This is a genomic window from Tardiphaga sp. 862_B3_N4_1, from assembly GCF_051811085.1.
Lineage (GTDB): Bacteria > Pseudomonadota > Alphaproteobacteria > Rhizobiales > Xanthobacteraceae > Tardiphaga > Tardiphaga robiniae.
The window spans coordinates 483834-505981 of sequence record NZ_JBPWQB010000001.1 but is presented as its reverse complement, the minus strand read 5'-3'; the positions used below and the strand labels follow the sequence as shown (position 1 = coordinate 505981).

Below are 22148 nucleotides of genomic sequence, written 5' to 3'. Positions count from 1 at the left end.
GCTGCGGCCCTACCTGAACGTCTTGCGCGGATCGAAGGCATCGCGGACGCCTTCGCCGATGAAGATCAACAGCGACAGCATGATCGCCACCGCGAAGAAGCCGGTGAAGCCCAGCCAGGGCGCCTGCACATTGGCCTTGCCTTGCGATAGAAGTTCGCCGAGCGATGGCGAGCCCGGCGGCAGACCGAAGCCGAGGAAATCCAACGCGGTCAGCGTCATCACCGAGGACGATACGATGAACGGCAGGAAGGTCATGGTCGCAACCATCGCGTTCGGCAGCAGATGCCGAATCATGATCTTGGCGTTGGATACGCCCAGCGCCCGCGCCGCCATGATATATTCGAAGTTGCGACCGCGGAGGAATTCAGCGCGCACGAGACCGACCAGCGATACCCATGAAAACAGCAGCAGGATGCCGAGCAGCACGAAGAAGCCGGGCACCAGAACCGATGACAGGATCAGCAGCAGATAGAGCGACGGGATCGCACTCCAGATTTCGATGAAACGCTGGAACGCCAAATCGACCCAGCCGCCGAAATAGCCCTGCACACCGCCTGCGGCGATGCCGATGATTGACGAAACGATCGTGAGCGCGAGGCCGAATAGCACCGAGATGCGGAAGCCGTAGATCAGCCGCGCAACAACATCGCGGCCCTGATCGTCGGTGCCGAGCCAGTTATATTCGAGATCGCGGCAGCTCTTGAGGCCCTTCTTTTCGACCACCGGCTTGCACTGCTCCTCGGTGAGCATCCATGTCGGCTTTGACGGCGCCGGCGTCGGCAAATCGAGATTGTGGGTATCGTAGGAATAGCGGATCAGCGGCCAGAGGATGGTGCCGTTCTTCTCGGCGATCAGCTTTTGCAGGAACGGGTCGCGATAGTCCGCAGCCGTCTCGAAATCACCGCCAAAAGTCGTTTCCGAATAGGTGACGAAAGCCGGGAAATACATCTTGCCGTCAAACTTGATGAAGAACGGCCGGTCATTGGCGATCACCTCGGCAAACAGCGAGATGAAGAACAGGAACAAGAAAATCCAGAACGACCAGTAGCCACGGCGATTGGACTTGAAGTTCTGCCAGCGACGCTGGTTGAGCGGCGAGATGCCGAGCGGGTGACGCGATGGTGGCACGGCTTCGCCGAGCGGCGACTGCGTGGTGCTTTCCACAGGAAGGGGCGCGGTGATGGTCATCAGACTTCTCGCGCCTCAAAGTCGATCCGCGGATCGATCCACATATAGGCCAGATCGGACAAGAGATTCACGACGAGACCGACCAGCGAGAAGATGAACAGCGTGCCGAACACCACGGGATAATCGCGGTTGAGCACGCTCTCGAAGCCGAGGAGACCGAGCCCGTCGAGCGAGAAGATGGTTTCGATCAGCAGCGAGCCCGAGAAGAACGCGTGAATGAACGCGCCCGGGAAACCGGCGATGACGATCAGCATGGCATTGCGGAAGATGTGATTGTAGAGCACCTGCCGCTCATTGCAGCCCTTGGCCCGTGCGGTCATCACATATTGCTTGCGGATCTCGTCGAGGAACGAGTTCTTGGTCAGCAGCGTCATGGTGGCGAAGGCACCGAGCACCATCGAGATCAGCGGCAGCGTCATGTGCCAGAAGTAGTCGATGATCTTCCAGTACCACGGGAACTGGCTCCAGCCGTCCGATGTCAGGCCGCGCAGCGGGAAGATGCTCCAGAACGATCCGCCTGAAAACAGGATGATCAATAGGATCGCAAACAAGAAGCCGGGAATGGCGAAACCGACAATGATGACGGCCGAGGTCCAGGTGTCGAAGCGTGAGCCGTCCTGCACCGCCTTGCGGATGCCGAGCGGGATCGAGATCAGGTAGGTGATCAGCATCATCCAGATGCCGAGCGACATCGAGACCGGCAGCTTCTCCTTGATCAGCTGCAGCACCGTCGTGTCGCGGAAATAGCTCTTGCCGAAATCGAAGCGCGCGAAATTCCACAACATCAGCGCGAAACGTTCAGGCGCAGGCTTGTCGAAGCCGAACTGCTTTTCCAGGCTCTTGACGAAATCCGGATCGAGCCCCTGCGCGCCGCGATATTTCGAGTTCACCGCATCGCCTGCGGCACCGGGCTGTGCCCGGTTACCGAAGTCGCCACCGGACGAGCCGGAGACGCGCGACGCGCCGGTATCCGCGCCGCTGAGCTGCGCGATCACGCGCTCGACGGGACCACCGGGCGCGAATTGTACCACGACGAAGGAGACGAACAGGATTCCCAGCAGCGTGGGAAACATCAGCAGCACGCGCCGTGCGATATATGCGCCCATGCTATTTGGCCTGCTCGCTTGAAGGTTTTACGGACGCCCACCAAAGATCGGGGGCACCGACGCCGATATATTTCGGCAGATTGGCGGGATGGCCGAACACATCCCAATAGGCCACGCGATGCGACGCTGCATACCATTGCGGCACCCAATAACGTCCGGCGCGGATCACACGATCCAGCGCCCGCGCCGCAAAGACCAGCTTGGGCCGCGTATCGGCGGCGATAACTTCGTTCATCAGGGCATCGACGACAGGATCGGAAATGCCGGCCAGATTGTTCGAGCCTTTGGTGGTTGCCGACTGCATCGAGAAGAACGAACGCAGGGAATCGCCGGGAATCGTGGAAAAGCTGAAACGTTCGATGGCTGCATCGAAGTCGAAATCGTCGCGGCGTGCGCGGAATTGCACGGGATCGACAAGGCGCACACTGGCCTCGATGCCGAGCGTGCCGAGATTCTTGATATAAGGCATGTGATGCGCCTGGAAGGCAGGCTCATCGAGCAAAAACTCGACCTTGAACGGCTCACCCTGCGCCGTCATGCGCTTGCCGTCCTTCATCACGCAGCCGGCGTCGTTCAGGAGCTGGATCGCCTTGCGCAGCAGCGCACGGTCCTGACCTGACCCATCCGATGTCGGTGGCAGATAGGGCGCTCCGAAAACCTCGGCCGGCACTTTGTCGCGGAACGGCTCCAGCAATGCGAGCTCTTCCGGCGACGGCGCACCAGTCGCCATCAGGTCAGAGTTCTGGAACGGCGACACCGTGCGCACATAGGCGCCATACATGATCGTCTTGTTGGTCCATTCGAAATCGAATGCATTGCCGAGCGCCTCGCGCACGCGCGGATCCTTGAACTTGGCGCGGCGTGCGTTGAGGAACCAGCCCTGCGCGCCGGACGGTGTATCGTCGGGCAGCATCTCCTGTTTGACCCGGCCATCCTTCACCGCCGGGAAATCGTAGCGCGTGTTCCAGATGCGCGAGGTGAACTCCTCGCGATACAGATAATTGCGGCCGGTGAAGCCTTCGAAAGCCACGTCGCGGTCGCGATAGAAGTCGAACCGCACCGTATCGAAATTGTAGCTGCCCCGGTTGACCGGAAGGTCCGCGCCCCACCAGTCCTTCACACGATCGAATTCGATATAGCGTCCGACCTCGAAGCGCCCGACCTTGTAGGGACCGCTGCCGAGCGGCGTCTCCAGCGAGGTCTCATCGAATGCGCGCTTGTCGTAATAGGCCTGCGAGAAGATCGGCATGCCGGCGACAAACAGCGGCACATCGCGGCCGCGTTTCTCGGCGAAGGTCACCACCAGCGTCACGTCATCGACAGCCTCGGCCTTCACCATATCACGCATCTGCTGCGTGATGATGGGATGGCCCTTGGTCTTGAGCGCCGTCAGCGAAAACGCCGCATCGCGCGCAGTGAGCTTGCTGCCGTCATGGAATCGCGCCTCCGGCCTCAGCGTAAAACGATAGGTCAGACCATCGGCAGAGATCTGCACGGACTTCGCGACCAGCCCGTACATCGCGTCTGGCTCGTCGCCCGCGCGCACCATCAGCGGGGCGAAGGTCATGCCCATGCCCTGCGCGCCGTCGCCCTTCAGAACATAGGCGTTCAGCGAATTGAAGGTCTGGAACGACTGGTTGAATGCACGGCTCGACGGCACCGTCGAAAAGGCGCCGCCCTTCGGCGCCTTGACGTTGACGTAGTCGAAATTCGGAAAATCGGCCGGATATTTCAGATCGCCAAAGGCGGAGATGCCGTGGGCTTCGCTCGGCGCCTGCGCCAAAGCGGGGCTGAAGTGCGCGACCGCAATAGCGCCGATCCCGAGACCCAGCACGTGCCGACGATTGAGCTGCGCCATGCGCGATGTGCTCCTCAAGAGCGCTTGCCGATCTTTGCGGCCTTGTCGGCGTCGTACCACCAGATGGCTGGGAAACCCGACTGGCCGTATTTCGGCGGCTCGGGCGGTCGGCCAAAGCGATCCCAGCGCGCGGTGCGTACCTTGTTGTAGGTCCATTGCGGCACCACGAAGTTATTCCACAGCAGCACGCGATCCAGCGCCTTGGTCGCAGCGACGAGATCGTTGCGGTCCTTGGTGAAGATCACGCGATCGATCAGCTTGTCGATCGCAGGATTCTTGATGCCGACGATGTTGCGTGAGCCGGCCATATCGGCAGCCTGCGAGCCCCAGAATTCACGCTGCTCGTTGCCGGGTGACAGCGACTCCGGCCAGGACGACACGACGATGTCAAAATCCCAGGTCCGCAGCCGGTTCTCATATTGGGTGGCATCGATGGTGCGGACCGACACGCCGATGCCGAGACGTTCGAGCGACGGCTTGAAGAACAGCATCACGCGCTCGAAAGAAGGATCCTCGCCGAGCAATTCCAGCTCAAACGGCGCACCGGTCTTGGCATTGACCAGTTTGCGATCACGGACTTCGTAGCCCGCTTCCTTGAACAATTGTAGCGCTTCGCGAAGATTGCCGCGTACATTTTCAGCACTGCCACCGACCGGATTCGTATAGGGCTTGGTGAAAACCTCCGGTGGCACTTCGGCACGCACCGTCTCCAGAATCTCCAGCTCCTTGCCTTCCGGCAGGCCCGACGACGCAAGCTCGGTGCCGTCGAAATAGCTGGAGATGCGCTTGTACTGGCCGAAGAAGATCTGCTTGTTCATCTCCTCGAAGTCGAACGCATAGTTCAGCGCGCGGCGAACACGCGCATCCTTGAACTTGTCGCGGCGAATGTTGAGCGCGAAGCCCTGCATGATGCCCGACGAACGATTGAGGAATTCTTCGAGGATGACGCGCTTCTCGGCCACCGCCGGAAAGTCATAGGCCGTCGCCCAGTTCTTCGCGCTATTTTCGGTGCGCCAATCCACCTGGTCGCCCTTGAAGGCTTCGAGCGCAACGGTGCCGTCGCGGAAATATTCGTAGCGCAGCTCGTCGAAATTATTGCGACCGACATTCACGTTGAGGTCGCGCCCCCAATAGTCTTTCACACGCTCCACCGACACCGAGCGCCCCGGGACGAACTCCTTGATGCGATAGGCGGCGCTGCCGAGCGGCATCTCCAGCGTGGTGCTGCCGATGTCGCGCTTGGTGCCGGAGGCGTTGCTGCCCTCCCACCAGTGCTTGGGCAGCACCGTGAGCTGGCCGACGATCTGCGGCAATTCGCGGTTGCCGGGTGCATCGAAGGTGAACTTGATCTCGCGCTCACCGACCTTCTCGGCCTTCACCACATGGCGGTAATAGGCGGAATATTGCGGGTGATATTTCTTGAAGGACTCCAGCGAGAAGATCACATCCTCCGGGGTCACCGGCTTGCCATCATGCCACTTGGCATTCGGCCGCAGCCGGTAGGACACCCAGGAGTAATCCTCGGGGTGGCTGACGGCTTCGGCGAGCAGACCATATTCGGTCGAGACCTCGTCCAGCGATCCTGTCGTAAGGGACTCGTAGATCAGCCCGACGGCGCCGGCAATGTTGCCCTTCACGCCGGCCACCGCGATGTTGAAGTTGTCGAAGGTGCCGATCGCGATCTGGCGGACGGCGCCGCCCTTAGGCGCTTCCGGATTGACATAGTCGAAGCGCTTGAACTCCGCGGGATACTTGATCTCCCCGAACAGGGACAGCGCGTGGCGCCACTCTGCACCTTTTGCCGGAGACTGGGCACTTGCTGCGTCGATGACGGAGAGGCTGCCGGCACCACCGATGACAGGGGCAAGTGCGGCGAAGGCGCTGGTCTGGAGAAGGCGGCGTCGGGAAATCGTCAATGTGCTGAATCCTGTGAACCGAAGCAGTCTATTAGAACGGTCATATAAGGCGAGGGTTCGACCGATTATGCCGGCTTTTCCGCAGGATACCACCCGTCACGCTGGTTGCATCCTAACGCGTTGCGGCCAAACGTCCCGCTTAAGCTTTGGTAATGCAGATACGAAAACGGCCAGGCTGAGCCTGGCCGTTTAATCGATGATAAATTACCAAGGAACAGCGTTACGACACCGTCCTCATTTCGCTGCAGTGGGCAGCGGCACCGGCTTATCGGCGAGAGTTGCCAGATAGGCGATCACGTCGGCGCGCTCGCTATCCTTTTGAATGCCGGCGAAGCCCATGGCCGTGCCCGGCACGGTGCCCTTCGGATTGGCGATGAACTTGTTCAGCTCCTCGAAGGTCCAGGTGCCGCCCTTGGCCTTCATGCCCGCCGAGAAGTTGAACCCGGCCTTGCCTTCGCCCACCTTCTCATTGACGACGCCGAACAGGTTCGGGCCAACGCGGTTCGGGCCGCCCTTTTCGAAAGTATGGCAGGCGGCGCACTTCTTGGCTGCGGTTGAGCCCTTCTCGACCGAAGCGGTCTGCAGCAGCTTTTCGATCGGTTCGGACGGCGCGGCAGCAGCCTTGGCACCACCGGCAGCCTCTTCCTTCACGGCAATATCAAAGCCGGGCTTTTCCATATGCTTCGGTGAAAACACGGCCTGGGCGGTGAAATTCGTCACCATCAGAACCAGGCAGGTGCCGAGAATGGCGCCCATAATCTTGTTGAGTTCGAAGGAGTCCATAGTCGAAAAGCCCCACGCCGTTTTAGGTCATTGGAAGGCCGCTCCAACGGCCTCGACACACTCAGGAATCACGTTCCTGCGGCCCTCGGGCCTGCCGTTTTGAGATAACGGTTTGCCCATCCTCTGGCAACCCGTATAAACGCCGCGCCCTTTGATGTGCATCATACTTTTCGGGGGGAAGATCACTGGAATCCAAGCCGATTTTGACATGACAGACACACGCACCCTGGTGCTCATTCCCGCCCGCATGGCGGCCACCCGCCTGCCCGGCAAGCCGCTGCTCGATATCGGCGGGCTGCCGATGATCGTGCATGTGGCGCGACGCGCCAAAGAGGCCGGTCTGGGCCGTGTCGCCATCGCCACCGATACGGCCGACATCGCGGACGCCGTTAAAGCCCACGGTTTCGAGGCGGTCATGACCTCCCCGGACCATCCATCAGGGTCCGACCGGATATTTGAGGCCCTGTGCAAACTGGACCCGGCCGGACACGTCCAGACCATCGTCAACGTCCAGGGCGACCTGCCCACTATTCCGCCGGGCGACATTAGCGCCGCGGTCCGCCTGCTCGACGACCCCGCGGTCGACATCGCGACCCTGGCGACCGAGATCCACAAGGATGACGAACATACCAATCCGAGCGTGGTGAAGCTGATCGGCTCGCCAGCCGGGCCTGACCGGCTGCGTGCGCTGTATTTCACCCGCGCCACGGCGCCCTATGGCGACGGGCCCCGCTACCATCACATCGGGCTTTATGCCTATCGGCGCGCCGCGCTCGAAGGCTTCGTCAAACTCGCGCCGTCGACGCTGGAGCTGCGCGAAAAGCTCGAACAGCTCCGCGCACTGGAAGCCGGCATGCGGATCGACGCCGCCATCGTCGATAGCGTCCCGCTCGGCGTCGATACGCCCGCGGATCTCGAAACCGCCCGCCGGCTACTGGCAAAAACCTGAGTGACTGATACAAGGCCCGCCATGACCATTCCCAAAAATCAGATCATGAAGATCGCATTCCAGGGCGAGCCCGGCGCCAATTCCCATATCGCCATCGTTGAGGCGTTTCCGAATGCCGAGCCGCTGCCCTGCGCCACTTTCGAGGATGCGCTGGCCGCGATCACCTCGGGCGAGGCCGATCTCGGCATGATTCCGATCGAGAACTCGATCGCCGGCCGCGTCGCCGACATCCACCATCTACTGCCGCAGTCAGGCCTGCATATCGTCGGTGAGTGGTTTCTGCCCATTCACCACCAGATGATGGCGCTGCCCGGCGCGAAGCTCACCGACATCAAGACGGTGGAAAGCCACGTCCACGCGCTCGGCCAGTGCCGCCGCATCATCCGCAAGCTCGGCATCAAGGCCATCGTCGCCGCCGATACCGCCGGCTCGGCCCGCGCGATTGCCGAACGCGGCGACAAGAGCTGCGCCTCGCTGGCCTCACGGCTCGCGGCAGATATCTACGGGCTCGAAATTCTCGCCGAGGACGTCGAGGACGAGGATCACAACACCACGCGTTTCGTCATCCTTTCCAAAGACGCCAAGTGGGCGCCGCAGGGCTCCGAACCGCTGGTCACCAGTTTTGTTTTCCGCGTCCGCAACCTTCCTGCGGCGCTCTACAAGGCACTCGGCGGCTTCGCCACCAACGGCGTCAACATGACCAAGCTGGAAAGCTACATGGTCGACGGCGAGTTCTTCGCCACGCAGTTCTACGCCGATGTCGACGGCCATCCGGATGACCGCAACCTCGCTTTCGCACTCGAAGAACTGAAGTTCTTCTCACGCGAATTCAGGATCGTCGGCGTCTATCCGGCGCATCCTTTCCGCGCGACCTTCGGCGAACCGACCTCGTAACCGGCAAGTTCAGGACGACGCCGGCCGGACGTGATCGGTCAGCGCATGCGTCGCCGCCATGGGCGATCCAGGCAGAAATAGCTGAACCGGACGGATTTCATAGACCGCAGTCGGATTGACGCGGCGCAGATCGCGCGCGGTCGCGACGGCGTCCTCACGGGTCGCACAATCGACGACATAGAAGCCGAGCAACTGCTCCTTGGTCTCAGCAAAGGGGCCGTCGATGACCACGCCAGCGCCGGGTCCGCGCAGGGTGAATGCACCCTTAGTGCCGCCCAGCCGCGCGGCCGGCCCCATCCGGCCGTCGGCCGTCAGCTTCTCGTGAAGCTCATGAAGATTGGCCATCACGGCGGTATCTTCATCGGCCGTCCACGACACGACGACGTCTTCGACGTGATAGGCCAGGATTGCATAGAGCATAGGTTTTACCTCGTGTGGTGACGGCGCCTATCCAAGGACGTTTCGGTAGTCCCGATCCCGACATTGCCTTTCGAAACTTTACGACGCCTCGCAAATTGACGCATCGACCGCAACCAACTCGACGATATTGCCGTCCGGATCGGTGACGTAAATGGAGCGCCAGCCGATCCATCGGTGTTCGTAGGTGTTCGGCTTGAAACCCGCCTTCGTCAGGGCATCAAGAGCAGACTGATAGTCCGATAACGCAATCTCCAGCGCAAGGTGATGCAGAGTGGGTGCCCGCAAATCGGGAGCGGACCATTTCGTGTCGTCACGATTGGACGGCTGATCGGCCCTGAAAAGGCCGATAATCCGGTGATGGCCTTCAAAGCCATCTTCCACTTTGAGAAATACAATCCGATCGTCGAAGGCGCGCAGCACACTGAGGCCAAGGACATCTCGATAGAAACTGACCGCGCGCGGCATGTCGCTGACACGCAGAACAACTTCGCCAAGGCCACGCGGTGTTACCAGAGGCGCCATCACCCCCTCCCATTGTCGCGGCGCTCGCTAAGCTCGCTGCGCCTAGGCTGCTGCTCTCTGCAATTGAAATACATCCGCCAACAGATCATAGGACCGCTTCCGCGCCTCATGATCATACATCGCGGTAATGACCATCAACTCATCGGCCTGGCATTCGCTGACGAGCGGCTGCAGCTTTTCCATGACTGTCGACGGGCTGCCGACGAACAGTCGCGAACGGTTGCGTGCGACCTTCATCTTCTCGCTGTCGCTATAGGGATAGGCCAGCGCCTCCTCTACGCTTGGCAGCGGCGCATATTCGCCGCGGTCGCGGCGCAGGCGATTGAGATCGGCTGACGAGGCCAGCCGCTCGGCCTCGGCATCCGTCTCCGCACAAATCACTGCGACGGCGAGAATCGCATGCGGCACCTGTCGCCAGCCGGAGGACTTGAAGCGCGCGCGGTAATGCACCATCGCATCCGCCGCATCATGGGATGCGAAATGATGCGCGAAAGCGAAGCCCATGCCAACCTGCGCGGCCAGATCCGAACTGTAGTCGCTGGAGCCGAGCAGCCAGAGTGGCGGCAGCGGCACGTCATTCGGCATCGCCACGACGTTGTTATAGGGATGACCTTCCGGGAATTGCCGCGTCTCCCACAGTACCAGTTCGCTCAGCCGCTCGAGGAAATCATCGCCCTCGCGGCCGGCAAGACGGTTGCGCAACGCATAAGCTGTGGCACCATCGGTCCCCGGCGCACGGCCAAGGCCGAGATCGATCCGGCCGGGAAACAGCGCCTCCAGCATCTTGAAGCGCTCGGCCACCATCAGCGGCGCATGGTTCGGCAACATCACGCCGCCGGAGCCGACCCGGATATGCTGCGTTACCGCCGCGATCTGCCCGATCATGATCTCCGGCGCCGGACTCGCGACCGATGCCAAATTGTGGTGCTCGGCCAGCCAGTAGCGGACATAGCCGAGGCGATCGGCATGTTTGGCCAGATCGATGCTGTTGCGGAGCGCGCCCGCGGGCGGCGTGCCTGACGTGACGACCGAGAGGTCGAGAATGGACAATGGGATCATGGCGCCAAGCTAGTGCCTGCGCTGGAGAGGGCAAAGAGCGTTTTGGGCCACCAACGCCTCCCCCAAACGCCGACGGCAACGAGGGCCGCCTCTCGTGGGACGAATTATGATATAAGAATAATTACACGACATCTGCCCACATACACCGTCCATAGATCGAAGTGGCTACATTGGCTATTTAAAGCCATATTCTGGCAGTTTTGCGGGAAACCGGCGCTGCCCACTTATATTCCAACGAGGGAATTACGCGAGATATCTGCCCTTAGTTGGGCCAATTCCCACCCTAAAACTGCTCTAAATGGGCTATTTCAGTCACCGACCATAGCCTATCTTTGTGCAGTGCAGCCAAAGTCCCTTGGACTTGGCGCCAGATGACACCCGGTACCGCCCTGCGCGGTGGAGTTCGACGCGATGACCGAGATCAACCCGGCCACCTCAAGCAAGCTTCCCAATATCTCCTTCGAGTTCTTCCCGCCGAAGACCGAGGAGATGGACCGCACCCTGTGGGACACCATTGAGCGCCTGGCGCCGCTGAACCCGTCCTTCGTGTCGGTGACCTATGGCGCCGGTGGGTCGACGCGCGAGCGCACCCACGCCACCATCGTCCGCCTGCTCAAGGAGACCGCCCTCACCCCGGCGGCGCATCTGACCTGCGTCGGCGCGCCGAAAAGCGAAATCGACGATGTCGTGACCCGCTATCATGAGGCCGGCGTTCGCCACATCGTGGCCCTGCGCGGCGATCCGACCACAGGCATCGGCACGGAATATATACCGCACCCCGACGGTTACAAGACCTCCGCCGATCTGGTCGCCAGCATCCGCAACCGCTATCCCGATATCGACGTCACCGTCTCCGCCTATCCGGAGAAGCATCCCGAGAGCGCCGACTTCGATGCTGACATCGATACGCTAGAGGCGAAAGTCGATGCCGGCGCGACTCGCGCCATCACCCAGGTGTTCTTCGATAACGATCTCTACTTCCGCTACCTCGACAAGGTCCGCGCCCGCGGCATCGATATCCCTGTGCTGCCCGGCATCATGCCGATGCATAATTTCAAGCAGGCGAGAGCCTTCGTCACCCGTGCTGGCACCACAGTGCCCGACTGGCTCGCCGCCAAGTTCGACGGCCTCGATAACGATGCCGAGACACGCAAACTGGTAGCCACCACCGTGGCCGCTGGCCAGGTGCAGAAGCTCGCCAAGCAGGGCGTCAGTGACTTCCATTTCTATACGATGAACCGCGCCGATCTCGTTTTCGCCATTAGTCACCTGTTGGGCTTCCGGCCGAACGGCGCGCAGAAAGCTGCCTGATCTCATGTCCGTACCCGTTTCGCCGAAGCGTACCGAACTGCTTGCCGCCGCTGCCGAGCGCATTCTCGTGCTCGACGGTGCCATGGGCACTATGATCCAGGGTCTGCAATTCGACGAGGCCGCATTCCGCGGTGAGCGCTACAAGAATTTCCACCGCGACCTCCGCGGCAACAACGACCTGTTGATCCTGACGCAGGCCGACGCCATCGAGGACATCCACGCGCAATATCTGCGCGCCGGTGCCGACATCGTCGCCACCAACACCTTCTCCTCGACCTCGATCGCGCAGGCCGATTACGACCTGCAGGACATCGCCTATGAGATGAGCCGCGAAGGCGCGCGCCTCGCCAAGAACGCCGCGATCACCGTCGCTGCCGAGGACGGCAAGCCGCGCTTCGTCGCCGGCGCCATCGGCCCGACCAACCGCACCGCCTCGATCTCGCCGGATGTCGCCAATCCCGGCTATCGCGCGGTGACCTTCGACGATCTGCGCATCGCCTATAGCGAGCAGATCAACGGTTTGCTTGACGGCGGCGCCGACCTCCTGCTGGTCGAAACCATCTTCGACACGCTGAACGCCAAGGCGGCGCTCTACGCCATTGCCGAAATCTGCGAAGCGCGCGGCATCGACGTGCCGGTGATGATCTCCGGCACCATTACCGACAAGTCCGGCCGCCTGCTGTCCGGCCAGATGCCGGAAGCGTTCTGGAATTCGGTGAAGCACGCCAGGCCCGCCACCATTGGCTTCAACTGCGCCCTCGGCGCCGAAGACCTGCGCGCCCATATCGCCGATATCGGCCGCGTCGCCGATACCCTCGTCTGCGCTTATCCGAATGCCGGCCTGCCCAACGAATTCGGCCAGTATGACGAGAGCCCGGAATTCATGGCGGGGCTGATCGGCGAGTTCGCTGCCAGCGGCCTCGTCAATGTGGTCGGCGGCTGCTGCGGCACCACACCGGATCATATCGCGGCCATCGCCAAGGCCGTCGCGCCGCACAAGCCGCGCGTCGTGCCGGAGATCGCACCGCTCCTGCGCCTGTCAGGTCTGGAGCCGTTCGAACTGACCTCGGCGATTCCCTTCGTCAATGTCGGCGAGCGCACCAACGTCACCGGCTCGGCTAAATTCCGCAAGCTGATCACCGCCGGCGACTACACCGCCGCGCTGCAAGTGGCGCGCGACCAGGTCGAGAACGGCGCGCAGGTCATCGACGTCAATATGGACGAAGGCCTGCTGGATTCCGAGGCGGCGATGGTCGAGTTCCTCCATCTGGTCGCCTCCGAGCCGGACATCGCCCGCGTGCCGGTGATGGTCGACTCGTCGAAATTCAACGTCATCGAAGCCGGCCTTAAATGCGTTCAGGGTAAGCCGATCGTCAATTCGATCTCGATGAAGGAAGGCGTGGAGAAGTTCATCCATGAGGCCAAGATCGCGCAGCGCCATGGCGCCGCCGTGGTCGTCATGGCCTTCGACGAGGTCGGCCAGGCCGACACGTTCGCGCGCAAGACCGAGATCTGCAAACGCGCTTACGACATTCTGGTCAAAGAGCTGAACTTCCCGCCGGAAGACATCATCTTCGATCCGAACATTTTCGCCATTGCGACGGGCCTCGAAGAGCACAACAATTACGGCGTCGACTTCATCGAAGCGACACGCTGGATCCGCCAGAACCTGCCGCATGCCCATATTTCCGGCGGCGTCTCCAACTTGTCCTTCTCGTTCCGCGGCAACGAGCCGGTACGCGAGGCGATGCATTCGGTGTTCCTGTATCACGCCATCAAGGCGGGCATGGATATGGGCATCGTCAATGCCGGCCAGATGATCGTCTATGACGACATCGATCCCGAACTGCGCCAGGTCTGCGAGGACGTCATCCTCAACCGCGATCCCGGCGCCTCGGAACGGCTGCTCGAACTCGCCGAGAAATTCCGCGGCCAGACCAAGCAGGCCAAGGAACAGGACCTCACCTGGCGCGAATGGCCGGTGGAGAAGCGGCTGAGCCACGCGCTGGTGCACGGCATCACCCAATATATCGACGAGGATACCGAAGCCGCACGCCTGACCGTGGCGCGCCCGCTGCATGTCATCGAGGGCCCACTGATGGCCGGCATGAATATCGTCGGCGATCTGTTCGGCGACGGCAAGATGTTCCTGCCGCAGGTGGTGAAGTCGGCCCGCGTGATGAAGCAGGCGGTGGCTTACCTGATGCCGTTCATGGAGCAGGAGAAGGCCGACAACCTTGCTGCCGGCATCACCGGCGATGGCCGCAAGAATGCCGGCAAGATCGTGCTCGCGACCGTGAAGGGCGATGTCCACGACATCGGCAAGAACATTGTCGGCATCGTGCTCCAGTGCAACAATTTCGAGGTCATCGATCTCGGCGTCATGGTGCCGGCCTCGAAGATCATCGATACCGCCAAGGCCGAAGGCGCCGACATCATCGGTCTGTCCGGCCTGATCACGCCGTCATTGGACGAGATGACGTTCCTGGCCGGCGAGATGGAACGGCAGGGTCTGAAGATGCCGCTGCTGATCGGCGGCGCGACGACCAGCCGTGTGCATACCGCGGTGAAGATCGATCCGAACTACCGCGCTGGCGCCGTGGTGCATGTCAACGACGCCAGCCGCGCCGTGGGCGTCGCCTCGTCGCTGCTGTCGCCTGAGAAGAGCGTCGCCTATGCGGCCGAGGTGCGGGCCGATTACGCGAAGATCTCGGCGGCACATTTCCGCGCCCAGCAGGACAAGAAGCGCCTCTCGCTCATCGCCGCGCGCGCCAATGCGCATGTCGCGGACTTCAGCAAGACGGTGCGCAAGCCGACCTTCCTGGGCATCCGGACTTTCAGCGATTATTCGCTCGAAGAACTTGCTGCCTATATCGACTGGACGCCGTTCTTCCAGACCTGGGAATTGTCCGGCCGTTTCCCCGGCATCCTCACCGACAGCGTGGTCGGCGAAGTCGCGACGTCGCTCTATGCCGATGCGCAGAAGATGCTCAAGCAGATCGTCGAGGAGAAGTGGTTCACGGCGAAGGCAACCATCGGCTTCTGGCCGGCCAATGCCGTGGGCGACGACATCCGCCTCTATGCGGATGACACCCGCTCAACCGAGATTGCGACGCTCTACACGTTGCGCCAGCAGCTCGAGAAGCGCGAGGGCCGCTTCAACGCCGCGCTCTCCGACTTCATCGCGCCGAAGACCTCGAATGTGCCGGATTATATCGGCGGCTTCGTCGTCACCGCGGGCATCGGCGAGGATATTATCGCCGATCGCTTCAAGAACGCCAATGACGACTACTCGTCGATCCTGTGCAAGGCACTGGCCGACCGTCTCGCCGAAGCCTTTGCAGAACGCATGCATGAGCGCGTGCGCAAGGAGTTCTGGGCCTATGCGCCGGACGAGAACATCTCGACTGACGACCTGATTCTGGAGAAGTATCAGGGTATCCGCCCTGCTCCCGGCTATCCCGCACAGCCCGATCACACCGAGAAGGCGACGATCTTCAAATTGCTCGATGCGGAGAACACTGCGGGCGTAACACTCACCGAAAGCTACGCCATGTGGCCGGGCTCGTCGGTGTCCGGGCTCTATTTCAGCCATCCCGAGAGCTATTATTTCGGCGTCGGCAAGATCGAGCGCGATCAGGTCGAGGAATATGCCGCGCGCAAGAACATGAGCGTGGCCGAGGTGGAACGTTGGCTAGCGCCGGTGCTGAACTACATTCCGGGTGCCGGTGCCGAGCCTGCGCCGGTCGCCGTACCCGCGCCTGCCAATGACGAACTCGCGACCCATCCGCCGGGATGTAACTGCGCGGTGCATTTGATGTATCGCGGCAAGAAGGTCGGAGCGAAGTAGCGCTTTGCAAGTCGCAGGATGTGCTTGTCAAACAGCCAAGCTCTCGCATTCTCGCGGCGCTTGCGCGTCCGAGGTGTGAGCAGTGCCCCTCGAAAATATGAGGGGTGGCAGCGCGCCGTGAGGCGCAAAGGGTGGTTTTATCGCGATCCGCTCCGCCGGAACGCCGGCAAGCTGCAACCGCGCAACGCCTCACGGCGCGCCACCGCGGCGATTTCTGTCCCCGGGACCGTTCTTCCGGGCAAAGGCGCAGAGCTCCGCACTCCGCTGATCCCGACGGTTTCCCGCCGTTCACCAATGCCACGTCCAGCCAGCATGAGTGGCAGACCCCCGTAGTGGGGTCGGACGGTGACCCAAGGCCTCCCGAGTGCGCGGGGTACGTCACCCCACACCCGCAGGCGCCGCATCCCTGTTCCACCTCAAGACGCCTCATGAAGCGCCCCTCGCGAACGGGATAAAAGGCATATAGACCTATACAGGATTTTCGTCAATATGGGGCGAGGGATTATTTTCTCTCTACCGCCGCTGCGACGAATTCCGGTCCCGGCAAAGTTATCGTTTCAATCCCGGGGCGACGGAACGATCAGGAAGGCCGCAGCTTGTCGTATGCGCAATATTTGCGTTTGGAGGGTTGAAATGAAACGTACCATGATCGCGACGGCAGCCGCGGCACTCCTGGGTCTGGGCCTGATGCTTCCAGCGAACGCCATGCCGGTCGGTGGGCTTGCACCTGCGAGCACCGCCAGCGACATCATCCAGATTCGTGGCCATGGCGGCGGACATCATGGCATGCACCGCGGCGGGCGTGGACATCATTACGGCTGGGGCCGCGGGCGCGGCCATCATTATGGCTGGTCGCGCGGACGGCATCGCGGCTGGCGCTAGAATCTGACATGACCATCATAGGAGCCGCCGCACAGGCGGCTCTTTCTGTTTGGTGAGCAAGCTTTCAATCTTTCCCCGGATCGCTCGCCAATACGCCCTTCACTGCCTGCGCCCAGCCCTTCAGTTTTCGTGTCCGTGTGGCTTCACTCATCACCGGACGGAAGCGATGTTCGAGGCGCCAGTTGTCGGCGAATTTGGCAGGCTCCGGAAATACGCCGGCCGTGAGACCGGCGAGATAGGCAGCTCCCAGCGCGGTGGTTTCCTGGATCATCGGACGATCGACAGGGGCATTCAGCAGATCCGCGAGACGCTGCATGGTCCAGTCCGACGCGGTCATGCCGCCATCGACGCGCAGCACGACAGTGGCAGCGGAGACATCCGGCCAGTCGGCGCGCATCGCCGCGTAGAGATCGCGCGTCTGGTAGCAGACGCTTTCCAGCGCGGCATGGGCGAGTTCGGCCGGGCCGGTGTTGCGCGTCAGTCCGAACAGCGCTCCGCGCACATCGGGATTCCAGTAGGGCGCGCCGAGGCCGACAAAGGCCGGGACCAGATAGACCGATTGCGAAGAATCGTTCTGATCAGCGAGCGGCCCGCTTTCAGCAGCGCTCTTGATGATCCCCAGACCATCGCGCAGCCACTGCACCGCGGATCCGGCAACGAAGATCGAACCTTCCAGCGCATAGGTCCGCACGCCGTTGAGCTGATAGGCAACCGTGGTGAGCAACTTGTTCTTCGATTGCACCGGCGTCGTACCAGTGTTGAGCAGGGCAAAGCAGCCGGTGCCGTAAGTGGACTTGATCATGCCGGGCGCGAAACAGGCCTGCCCGATGGTTGCAGCCTGCTGATCGCCGGCAATACCACCGATCATGATCGTGCCACCAAACAGATCGGTGCTGCCGAAATCGGACGATGAATCCTGCACCCTGGGCAGCATAGCCTTGGGCACGCGCAGCAGCTTCAGCAGCTCATCGTCCCATTCACCGGTGTGGATGTTGAAGAGCTGCGTGCGCGAGGCATTGGTGGCGTCGGTGGCATGCACCTTCCCCGCCGTCAGCCGCCACAGCAGATAGCAATCGACAGTGCCGAACAGCAATTCGCCGCGCTCGGCGCGGTCGCGCGCGCCGGGGACATGATCGAGAATCCACGCCACTTTCGTTCCAGAGAAATACGGATCGATGATCAGGCCGGTCTTTTGCGTGATCAACGGCTCATGGCCGTCGGCTTTCATCTGCGCGCAGATCTCCGCGGTGCGGCGGTCCTGCCAGACGATGGCACGGTGCACAGCCTGGCCGGTGACGCGGTCCCACACCACCACGGTCTCGCGCTGATTGGTGATGCCGATCGCGGCAATATCCTTCGCGGTAACGTCGGCCTTCTTCATCGCCTCGCGGCAAACGGCCAGCGTCGAGGTCCAGATATCCTCCGGCTCATGCTCGACCCAGCCGGAGGCCGGGAAATGCTGCGGGAATTCCTGCTGCGCGGAGGCCGCGATCGAGATGTCGGCGCGAAAGATCATCGCGCGCGAGGATGTGGTGCCCTGATCGATGGCCATCACGAAAGACATGACGTTTCTTCCCGAAAGATTGTGGTCGCGTTGTGTTGGGAGGCGCAGGCAACCGGATTAGCGCGGGCGCGTCAAGCGGCAGCGCCGACGGTCAGGTCGCCGAGTCGATCATCATGACCAGAGCGGATGCGACCATCGCCAGTTCGCGCGGCAGCGTCTCGCGGGCCCGCCGCACCATGCCCTCGCCCAGCCGGCCGAAGAAACGTGCCCAGCGCTGTGCGCGCCAATACAGCGAATTCTCGACAGTGACTGAGCGCAACTTGAACGCCTTGCCGGTGGCCCAGGCGTCGCAGTCCAGTTTCAGAGGATCGGCGTAATATTGCGCGATCTTGTCGGCGCCCATGCCATCGGTCGCGAGCCAGTTCGGGATGTGTACGCTGCAAAGCTGCGCGACATCGGTGAACACCTTGTCGGTGCCGGTGCCGCTGCCCGGGCACGGCGAAGCAAAGGCATCGCCCACCAGCACGACGCCAGGCTGGACCACATTGTCGCTCTCATAGAGATCGATGGGGCGGATCTTGATATCGCCGGATATCTTGTAGTCGCCGATCAGCGCGCGCAGTTTCGGCAGGCAGGCGTCAAGCGCCGCCTCGGGCGTCCGGCGCATCTGGCGAATCCAGGGATCGTCGGTCTCGCGATAGACGAACAGATTGCCGCGCATCGTGTCGCCGATCGGGAACAGCGTGACATAGGCGGTGCGATGAACCGTGGTTTCCGCGAAATAAGTGAGCGCCGGAAAGGCAAAACGTTCACGGCCGACGGGCGCGATATCGAAGCCGACCGAGATCGAATGATTGGCCGAGATGACCGGGCGGCCGATATTGAGCTGATTGCGCAGGCTGACGCTGGCGCCGTTGGCGAGCACAACGAGACGCGCGGAAATCTCCTCGCCATTGGACAGGCCGATGGTCTGACGGTCATCCGATGTGGCGATCGACGTCGCCTTGGCGTGAATGGTCTCGACAGATGACGGGATCTGGCCACGCACGGTATTGACCAGCGTGTCATAGAGAAAGCCGTGCTGCTGGCTGGGGCGCTTGTCGATCACGCGGCCGAAACGCGCGATCCAGATCTCGTCGTCATGGGTGGCGGCACCGAGCACCGCATCGACGAGACCCGTCTTGCGGAGCCGCTCGAGCTGGACGCCGCCGCTGATCTTCTCGCAGCGGAGTTCGGGCGGATGGACCTGATGCGGCTCGATCAGGATTGCAGACACACCGGCGCGACCGAGCATCGCCGCAGCCGTCGACCCGGCGAGGCCGCCACCAATGATCGCGATATCCGTCTGCCGCACGGGAACTCTCCAGCTGCGGCTATCCGTGCGCCCTAAGTGTTAAAAAACGGGAAAGGATTGAGGCAGGCGGCAAGTGGCTACCGCCGGAGGTTTGTTTCGCGGGATTTCTTACCCTCCCCTGCAGGGGGAGGGTCGGCGATCATCGCGCGCAGCGCGGTGAGAGGCGGGGTGGGGTGAAGCTGCGAGCGACAGCGTCTGTGGCTTCACCCCACCCCGACGAACGCTACGCGTTCATCGACACTCCCCCTTCAGGGGAGGGTAAGGACGTCACACCGATGCGGTCGTCACGCCGCCATCGATAACGATGGTCTGGCCGGTCATAAAGGTGGAGGAATCCGAGCCGAGATAGGCGACGGCGCCGGCGATCTCGTGGGGCTCGCCGATCCGGCCTAGCGGCGTGGTCGCGGTGCGGCGCTTGAGATTGGCCTCGTCTTCCCACAACGCTTTCGCGAAGTCGGTCTTCACCAGCCCAGGCGCGATGCAATTGACGCGCACGCCCTTCGGTCCCCATTCGCCGGCGAGGCTGCGACACAGGGAGAAGTCGGCAGCCTTGGAGATGCCGTAGGCGCCAATCACCGTGGACCCGCGCAGACCGCCGATGGATGAGATGATGACGACAGAGCCCTTGCCGCGCTCGGCCATCGCCGGGATCGCCTTGGCACAGAGCCAGATGTTGCTCTTGACGTTGGAGCCCATGATCTTGTCAAAGGCCTCATCCGCAATATCGAGCAGCGGACCGTAATAGGGATTCACCGCGGCATTGCAGACCAGAATATCGATCGGGCCGTAATGTTTCACGGTGCCATCGATCAAAGCTTCGACCTCGTCGCGGCGCGAGATGTTGCAGGGAATGACATGGGCATCACCGCCATTGGCCTTGATGCCATCGACCACGGCCTGACAGGCATCGGCCTTGCGGCTGGAGACGACGACCTTGGCACCGAGTTGCGCCAGCAGTTCCGCGGAGGCCTTGCCGATGCCGCGGCTGGAGCCGGTGATGACGGCGACCTTGCCGGTGAGATCGAAGGGATTTTTCACGGGCGGTCTCCTTGTTGTTGATTGATTTTAGCGACGGCGCATTCCTTCTCCCCGCATGCGGGGAGAAGGTGGCTCGAATGCGCGTAGCGCGTTCGAGTCGGATGAGGGGGACTCTCCACGAGTTCATGAGCGCGTGGAGAGTCCCCCTCACCCGGATTGCTTCGCAATCCGACCTCTCCCCGCAAGCGGGGAGAGGTTAAGAGCAGAGTTACTCCATGATCCCGCCCGCCTGCGCGACGCGGCGGAGGTGATAATCGGCATCGCCGAACTGCTGCTCGATCATGGTCAGCCGCTTGAAATAGTGGCCGATCTTGTACTCCATGGTCACGCCGACGCCGCCATGCAGCTGCACGCCGCCCTGGCCGACGAAGCGCGCGGAGCGGCCGATCTGCACCTTGGCAGCGGCGACCGTCTTGGTGCGTTCGTCGAGATCGGTGAAGCTCGACGCCATCGAGGCCAGGAACGACATGCTGCGCGCGGTCTCCAGCGCGGTGAACATGTCGGCCGCACGGTGCTGCAGCGCCTGGAACGAGCCGATGGCGACGCCGAACTGCTTGCGCTCCTTGATGTACTCGACGGAGATCTTCAATGCCTCTTCCATCGCGCCGACCGCTTCCGCGCACAGTGCGATGCGGGCGTCATCGACGACCTGATTGACGATCGACAAACCATCCTCGGCATTGCCGATCGCAGCATCTGCGCCGACCTCGACATTGTTCAGCTTGATATCGGCGGCGCGGCTGCCGTCCTGCGTCTCATAGCCCTTGATGTCGACGCCCTTGGCATTGGCGGGCACCAGGAATACGCCGACGCCCTTGGCATCGCGCTGGCCACCAGCGGTGCGCGCGGTGACGATCAGCGTATCGGCAGTATCGCCGTGACCGACGACGAACTTCTCGCCGGACAACGTGTAGCCCGAACCGCTCTTCTTGGCCGACGTCTTGATGTCCCCGAGGTCATAGCGTGAATCACGCTCGACCTGTGCGAAAGCCATGGTCTTGGAGCCGTCGATGATCCCGGGCAGATGCGCAGCACGCTGCTCCGCAGAGGCGCGGCGCAGGAAACCGCCGCCGAGCACGACCGTATCAAGATAGGGCTCGACCACGAGATTACGGCCCAGCGCTTCCATCACGATCATGGTCTCGATCGGACCGGCGCCGAAGCCGCCATCGTCCTCGGAGAACGGCAGGCCGAGCAGGCCCTGTTCGGCAAACTTGCCCCAGACATCGCGGCTCCAGCCGCCCTTCTCGGCGCGATACTTCTTGCGCGCCTCGAATTCGTAGGACGATTTCAGCAGGCCGTCGACGCTGTCCTTGAGGAGGCGTTGCTCCTCCGACAAATCAAAATCCATGGTCTTTCTCTCTCGGATCGCGCGTAACGCGCGTGTGAATGTGTTTAAGCTCCCTAACCTCTCCCCGCTTGCGGGGAGAGGTCGAGGGCGAGCGAAGCGGAGCCTTCGGGTGAGGGGGACTATCCGCGGGCACCGAGCCGGCGGAGGCTCCCCCTCATCCGGT

The 22148-nt window shown here is 62.0% G+C and carries 17 protein-coding genes; 5 read left to right on the top strand and 12 right to left on the bottom strand.

The genetic code is table 11. The features are described 5' to 3' along the window. Window positions 1-9 precede the first annotated feature (9 nt). The 5 genes from AB8B02_RS02415 to AB8B02_RS02395 all read right to left on the bottom strand — a co-directional run bounded on the left by AB8B02_RS02415 (window position 10) and on the right by AB8B02_RS02395 (window position 6851). Window positions 10-1188, bottom strand: a complete 1179-nt coding sequence (locus AB8B02_RS02415) for an ABC transporter permease (protein ID WP_439062420.1) — start codon at window positions 1186-1188, stop codon at window positions 10-12. Continuing rightward, a complete protein-coding gene (locus tag AB8B02_RS02410) occupies window positions 1188-2294 on the bottom strand; it encodes a microcin C ABC transporter permease YejB (protein WP_068736211.1) in 1107 nt (368 codons plus the stop codon). Before AB8B02_RS02410 ends, AB8B02_RS02415 begins: the two co-directional genes overlap by 1 nt. Window position 2295: 1 nt before the next feature. Continuing rightward, a complete protein-coding gene (locus tag AB8B02_RS02405) occupies window positions 2296-4152 on the bottom strand; it encodes an extracellular solute-binding protein (RefSeq protein ID WP_439062419.1) in 1857 nt (618 codons plus the stop codon). Between the two features lie 14 nt (window positions 4153-4166). Beyond that, on the bottom strand, window positions 4167-6068 hold the full coding sequence (locus tag AB8B02_RS02400; protein ID WP_309947385.1) for an extracellular solute-binding protein: 1902 nt from the start codon (window positions 6066-6068) through the stop codon (window positions 4167-4169). 234 nt (window positions 6069-6302) lie between these two features. Next, on the bottom strand, window positions 6303-6851 hold the full coding sequence (locus AB8B02_RS02395; protein ID WP_068736206.1) for a c-type cytochrome: 549 nt from the start codon (window positions 6849-6851) through the stop codon (window positions 6303-6305). A gap of 208 nt (window positions 6852-7059) precedes the next feature. Here AB8B02_RS02395 and AB8B02_RS02390 point away from each other — a divergent pair, with 208 nt between their 5' ends. After that, complete coding sequence (locus AB8B02_RS02390) at window positions 7060-7800, top strand: 3-deoxy-manno-octulosonate cytidylyltransferase (protein ID WP_089261562.1); 741 nt, start codon at window positions 7060-7062, stop codon at window positions 7798-7800. Window positions 7801-7845: 45 nt separating this feature from the next. Beyond that, complete coding sequence (locus tag AB8B02_RS02385; RefSeq protein ID WP_068736325.1) at window positions 7846-8694, top strand: prephenate dehydratase; 849 nt, start codon at window positions 7846-7848, stop codon at window positions 8692-8694. A gap of 9 nt (window positions 8695-8703) precedes the next feature. Here AB8B02_RS02385 and AB8B02_RS02380 read toward each other — a convergent pair whose 3' ends face one another. The 3 genes from AB8B02_RS02380 to AB8B02_RS02370 form a co-directional block, all read right to left on the bottom strand. Beyond that, on the bottom strand, window positions 8704-9114 hold the full coding sequence (locus AB8B02_RS02380; protein WP_093759237.1) for a YciI family protein: 411 nt from the start codon (window positions 9112-9114) through the stop codon (window positions 8704-8706). Between the two features lie 78 nt (window positions 9115-9192). Further along, window positions 9193-9636: a VOC family protein gene (locus AB8B02_RS02375; protein ID WP_439062417.1), complete on the bottom strand. Its 444-nt coding sequence runs from the start codon at window positions 9634-9636 to the stop codon at window positions 9193-9195. Between the two features lie 42 nt (window positions 9637-9678). Continuing rightward, window positions 9679-10695, bottom strand: a complete 1017-nt coding sequence (locus tag AB8B02_RS02370) for an LLM class flavin-dependent oxidoreductase (RefSeq protein ID WP_439062416.1) — start codon at window positions 10693-10695, stop codon at window positions 9679-9681. Between the two features lie 411 nt (window positions 10696-11106). Between AB8B02_RS02370 and metF the strand changes: the two genes are divergently transcribed. From metF to AB8B02_RS02355, 3 genes are all read left to right on the top strand, one after another. After that, window positions 11107-12006, top strand: a complete 900-nt coding sequence (gene metF, locus AB8B02_RS02365) for a methylenetetrahydrofolate reductase [NAD(P)H] (RefSeq protein ID WP_309947381.1) — start codon at window positions 11107-11109, stop codon at window positions 12004-12006. Window positions 12007-12010: 4 nt separating this feature from the next. Further along, complete coding sequence (metH, locus tag AB8B02_RS02360; protein WP_439063010.1) at window positions 12011-15856, top strand: methionine synthase; 3846 nt, start codon at window positions 12011-12013, stop codon at window positions 15854-15856. Between the two features lie 633 nt (window positions 15857-16489). After that, window positions 16490-16738, top strand: coding sequence for a hypothetical protein (locus AB8B02_RS02355; protein WP_089261574.1), 249 nt, complete (start codon window positions 16490-16492; stop codon window positions 16736-16738). Between the two features lie 64 nt (window positions 16739-16802). Here the strand turns inward: AB8B02_RS02355 and glpK are convergent, their stop codons facing one another. The 4 genes from glpK to pimD all read right to left on the bottom strand — a co-directional run bounded on the left by glpK (window position 16803) and on the right by pimD (window position 21985). Then, complete coding sequence (glpK, locus tag AB8B02_RS02350) at window positions 16803-18302, bottom strand: glycerol kinase GlpK (protein ID WP_439063009.1); 1500 nt, start codon at window positions 18300-18302, stop codon at window positions 16803-16805. Window positions 18303-18393: 91 nt separating this feature from the next. Beyond that, on the bottom strand, window positions 18394-19596 hold the full coding sequence (locus AB8B02_RS02345; protein ID WP_439063008.1) for an FAD-dependent oxidoreductase: 1203 nt from the start codon (window positions 19594-19596) through the stop codon (window positions 18394-18396). Between the two features lie 267 nt (window positions 19597-19863). Next, window positions 19864-20634, bottom strand: coding sequence for an SDR family NAD(P)-dependent oxidoreductase (locus AB8B02_RS02340; protein ID WP_439063007.1), 771 nt, complete (start codon window positions 20632-20634; stop codon window positions 19864-19866). Window positions 20635-20842: 208 nt separating this feature from the next. Further along, window positions 20843-21985: a pimeloyl-CoA dehydrogenase small subunit gene (pimD, locus tag AB8B02_RS02335; protein WP_439063006.1), complete on the bottom strand. Its 1143-nt coding sequence runs from the start codon at window positions 21983-21985 to the stop codon at window positions 20843-20845. Between the last annotated feature and the right edge of the window lie 163 nt (window positions 21986-22148).

What these genes read in the sequence shown, in the direction of transcription:
- AB8B02_RS02415 (WP_439062420.1), bottom strand. Translation starts at nt 1,188, where the DNA reads ATGACCATCACCGCGCCCCTTCCTGTGGAAAGCACCACGCAGTCGCCG.
- AB8B02_RS02410 (WP_068736211.1), bottom strand. Translation starts at nt 2,294, where the DNA reads ATGGGCGCATATATCGCACGGCGCGTGCTGCTGATGTTTCCCACGCTG.
- AB8B02_RS02405 (WP_439062419.1), bottom strand. Translation starts at nt 4,152, where the DNA reads ATGGCGCAGCTCAATCGTCGGCACGTGCTGGGTCTCGGGATCGGCGCT.
- AB8B02_RS02395 (WP_068736206.1), bottom strand. Translation starts at nt 6,851, where the DNA reads ATGGACTCCTTCGAACTCAACAAGATTATGGGCGCCATTCTCGGCACC.
- AB8B02_RS02390 (WP_089261562.1), top strand. Translation starts at nt 7,060, where the DNA reads ATGACAGACACACGCACCCTGGTGCTCATTCCCGCCCGCATGGCGGCC.
- AB8B02_RS02385 (WP_068736325.1), top strand. Translation starts at nt 7,846, where the DNA reads ATGAAGATCGCATTCCAGGGCGAGCCCGGCGCCAATTCCCATATCGCC.
- AB8B02_RS02380 (WP_093759237.1), bottom strand. Translation starts at nt 9,114, where the DNA reads ATGCTCTATGCAATCCTGGCCTATCACGTCGAAGACGTCGTCGTGTCG.
- AB8B02_RS02375 (WP_439062417.1), bottom strand. Translation starts at nt 9,636, where the DNA reads ATGGCGCCTCTGGTAACACCGCGTGGCCTTGGCGAAGTTGTTCTGCGT.
- AB8B02_RS02370 (WP_439062416.1), bottom strand. Translation starts at nt 10,695, where the DNA reads ATGATCCCATTGTCCATTCTCGACCTCTCGGTCGTCACGTCAGGCACG.
- metF (WP_309947381.1), top strand. Translation starts at nt 11,107, where the DNA reads ATGACCGAGATCAACCCGGCCACCTCAAGCAAGCTTCCCAATATCTCC.
- metH (WP_439063010.1), top strand. Translation starts at nt 12,011, where the DNA reads ATGTCCGTACCCGTTTCGCCGAAGCGTACCGAACTGCTTGCCGCCGCT.
- AB8B02_RS02355 (WP_089261574.1), top strand. Translation starts at nt 16,490, where the DNA reads ATGAAACGTACCATGATCGCGACGGCAGCCGCGGCACTCCTGGGTCTG.
- glpK (WP_439063009.1), bottom strand. Translation starts at nt 18,302, where the DNA reads ATGTCTTTCGTGATGGCCATCGATCAGGGCACCACATCCTCGCGCGCG.
- pimD (WP_439063006.1), bottom strand. Translation starts at nt 21,985, where the DNA reads ATGGATTTTGATTTGTCGGAGGAGCAACGCCTCCTCAAGGACAGCGTC.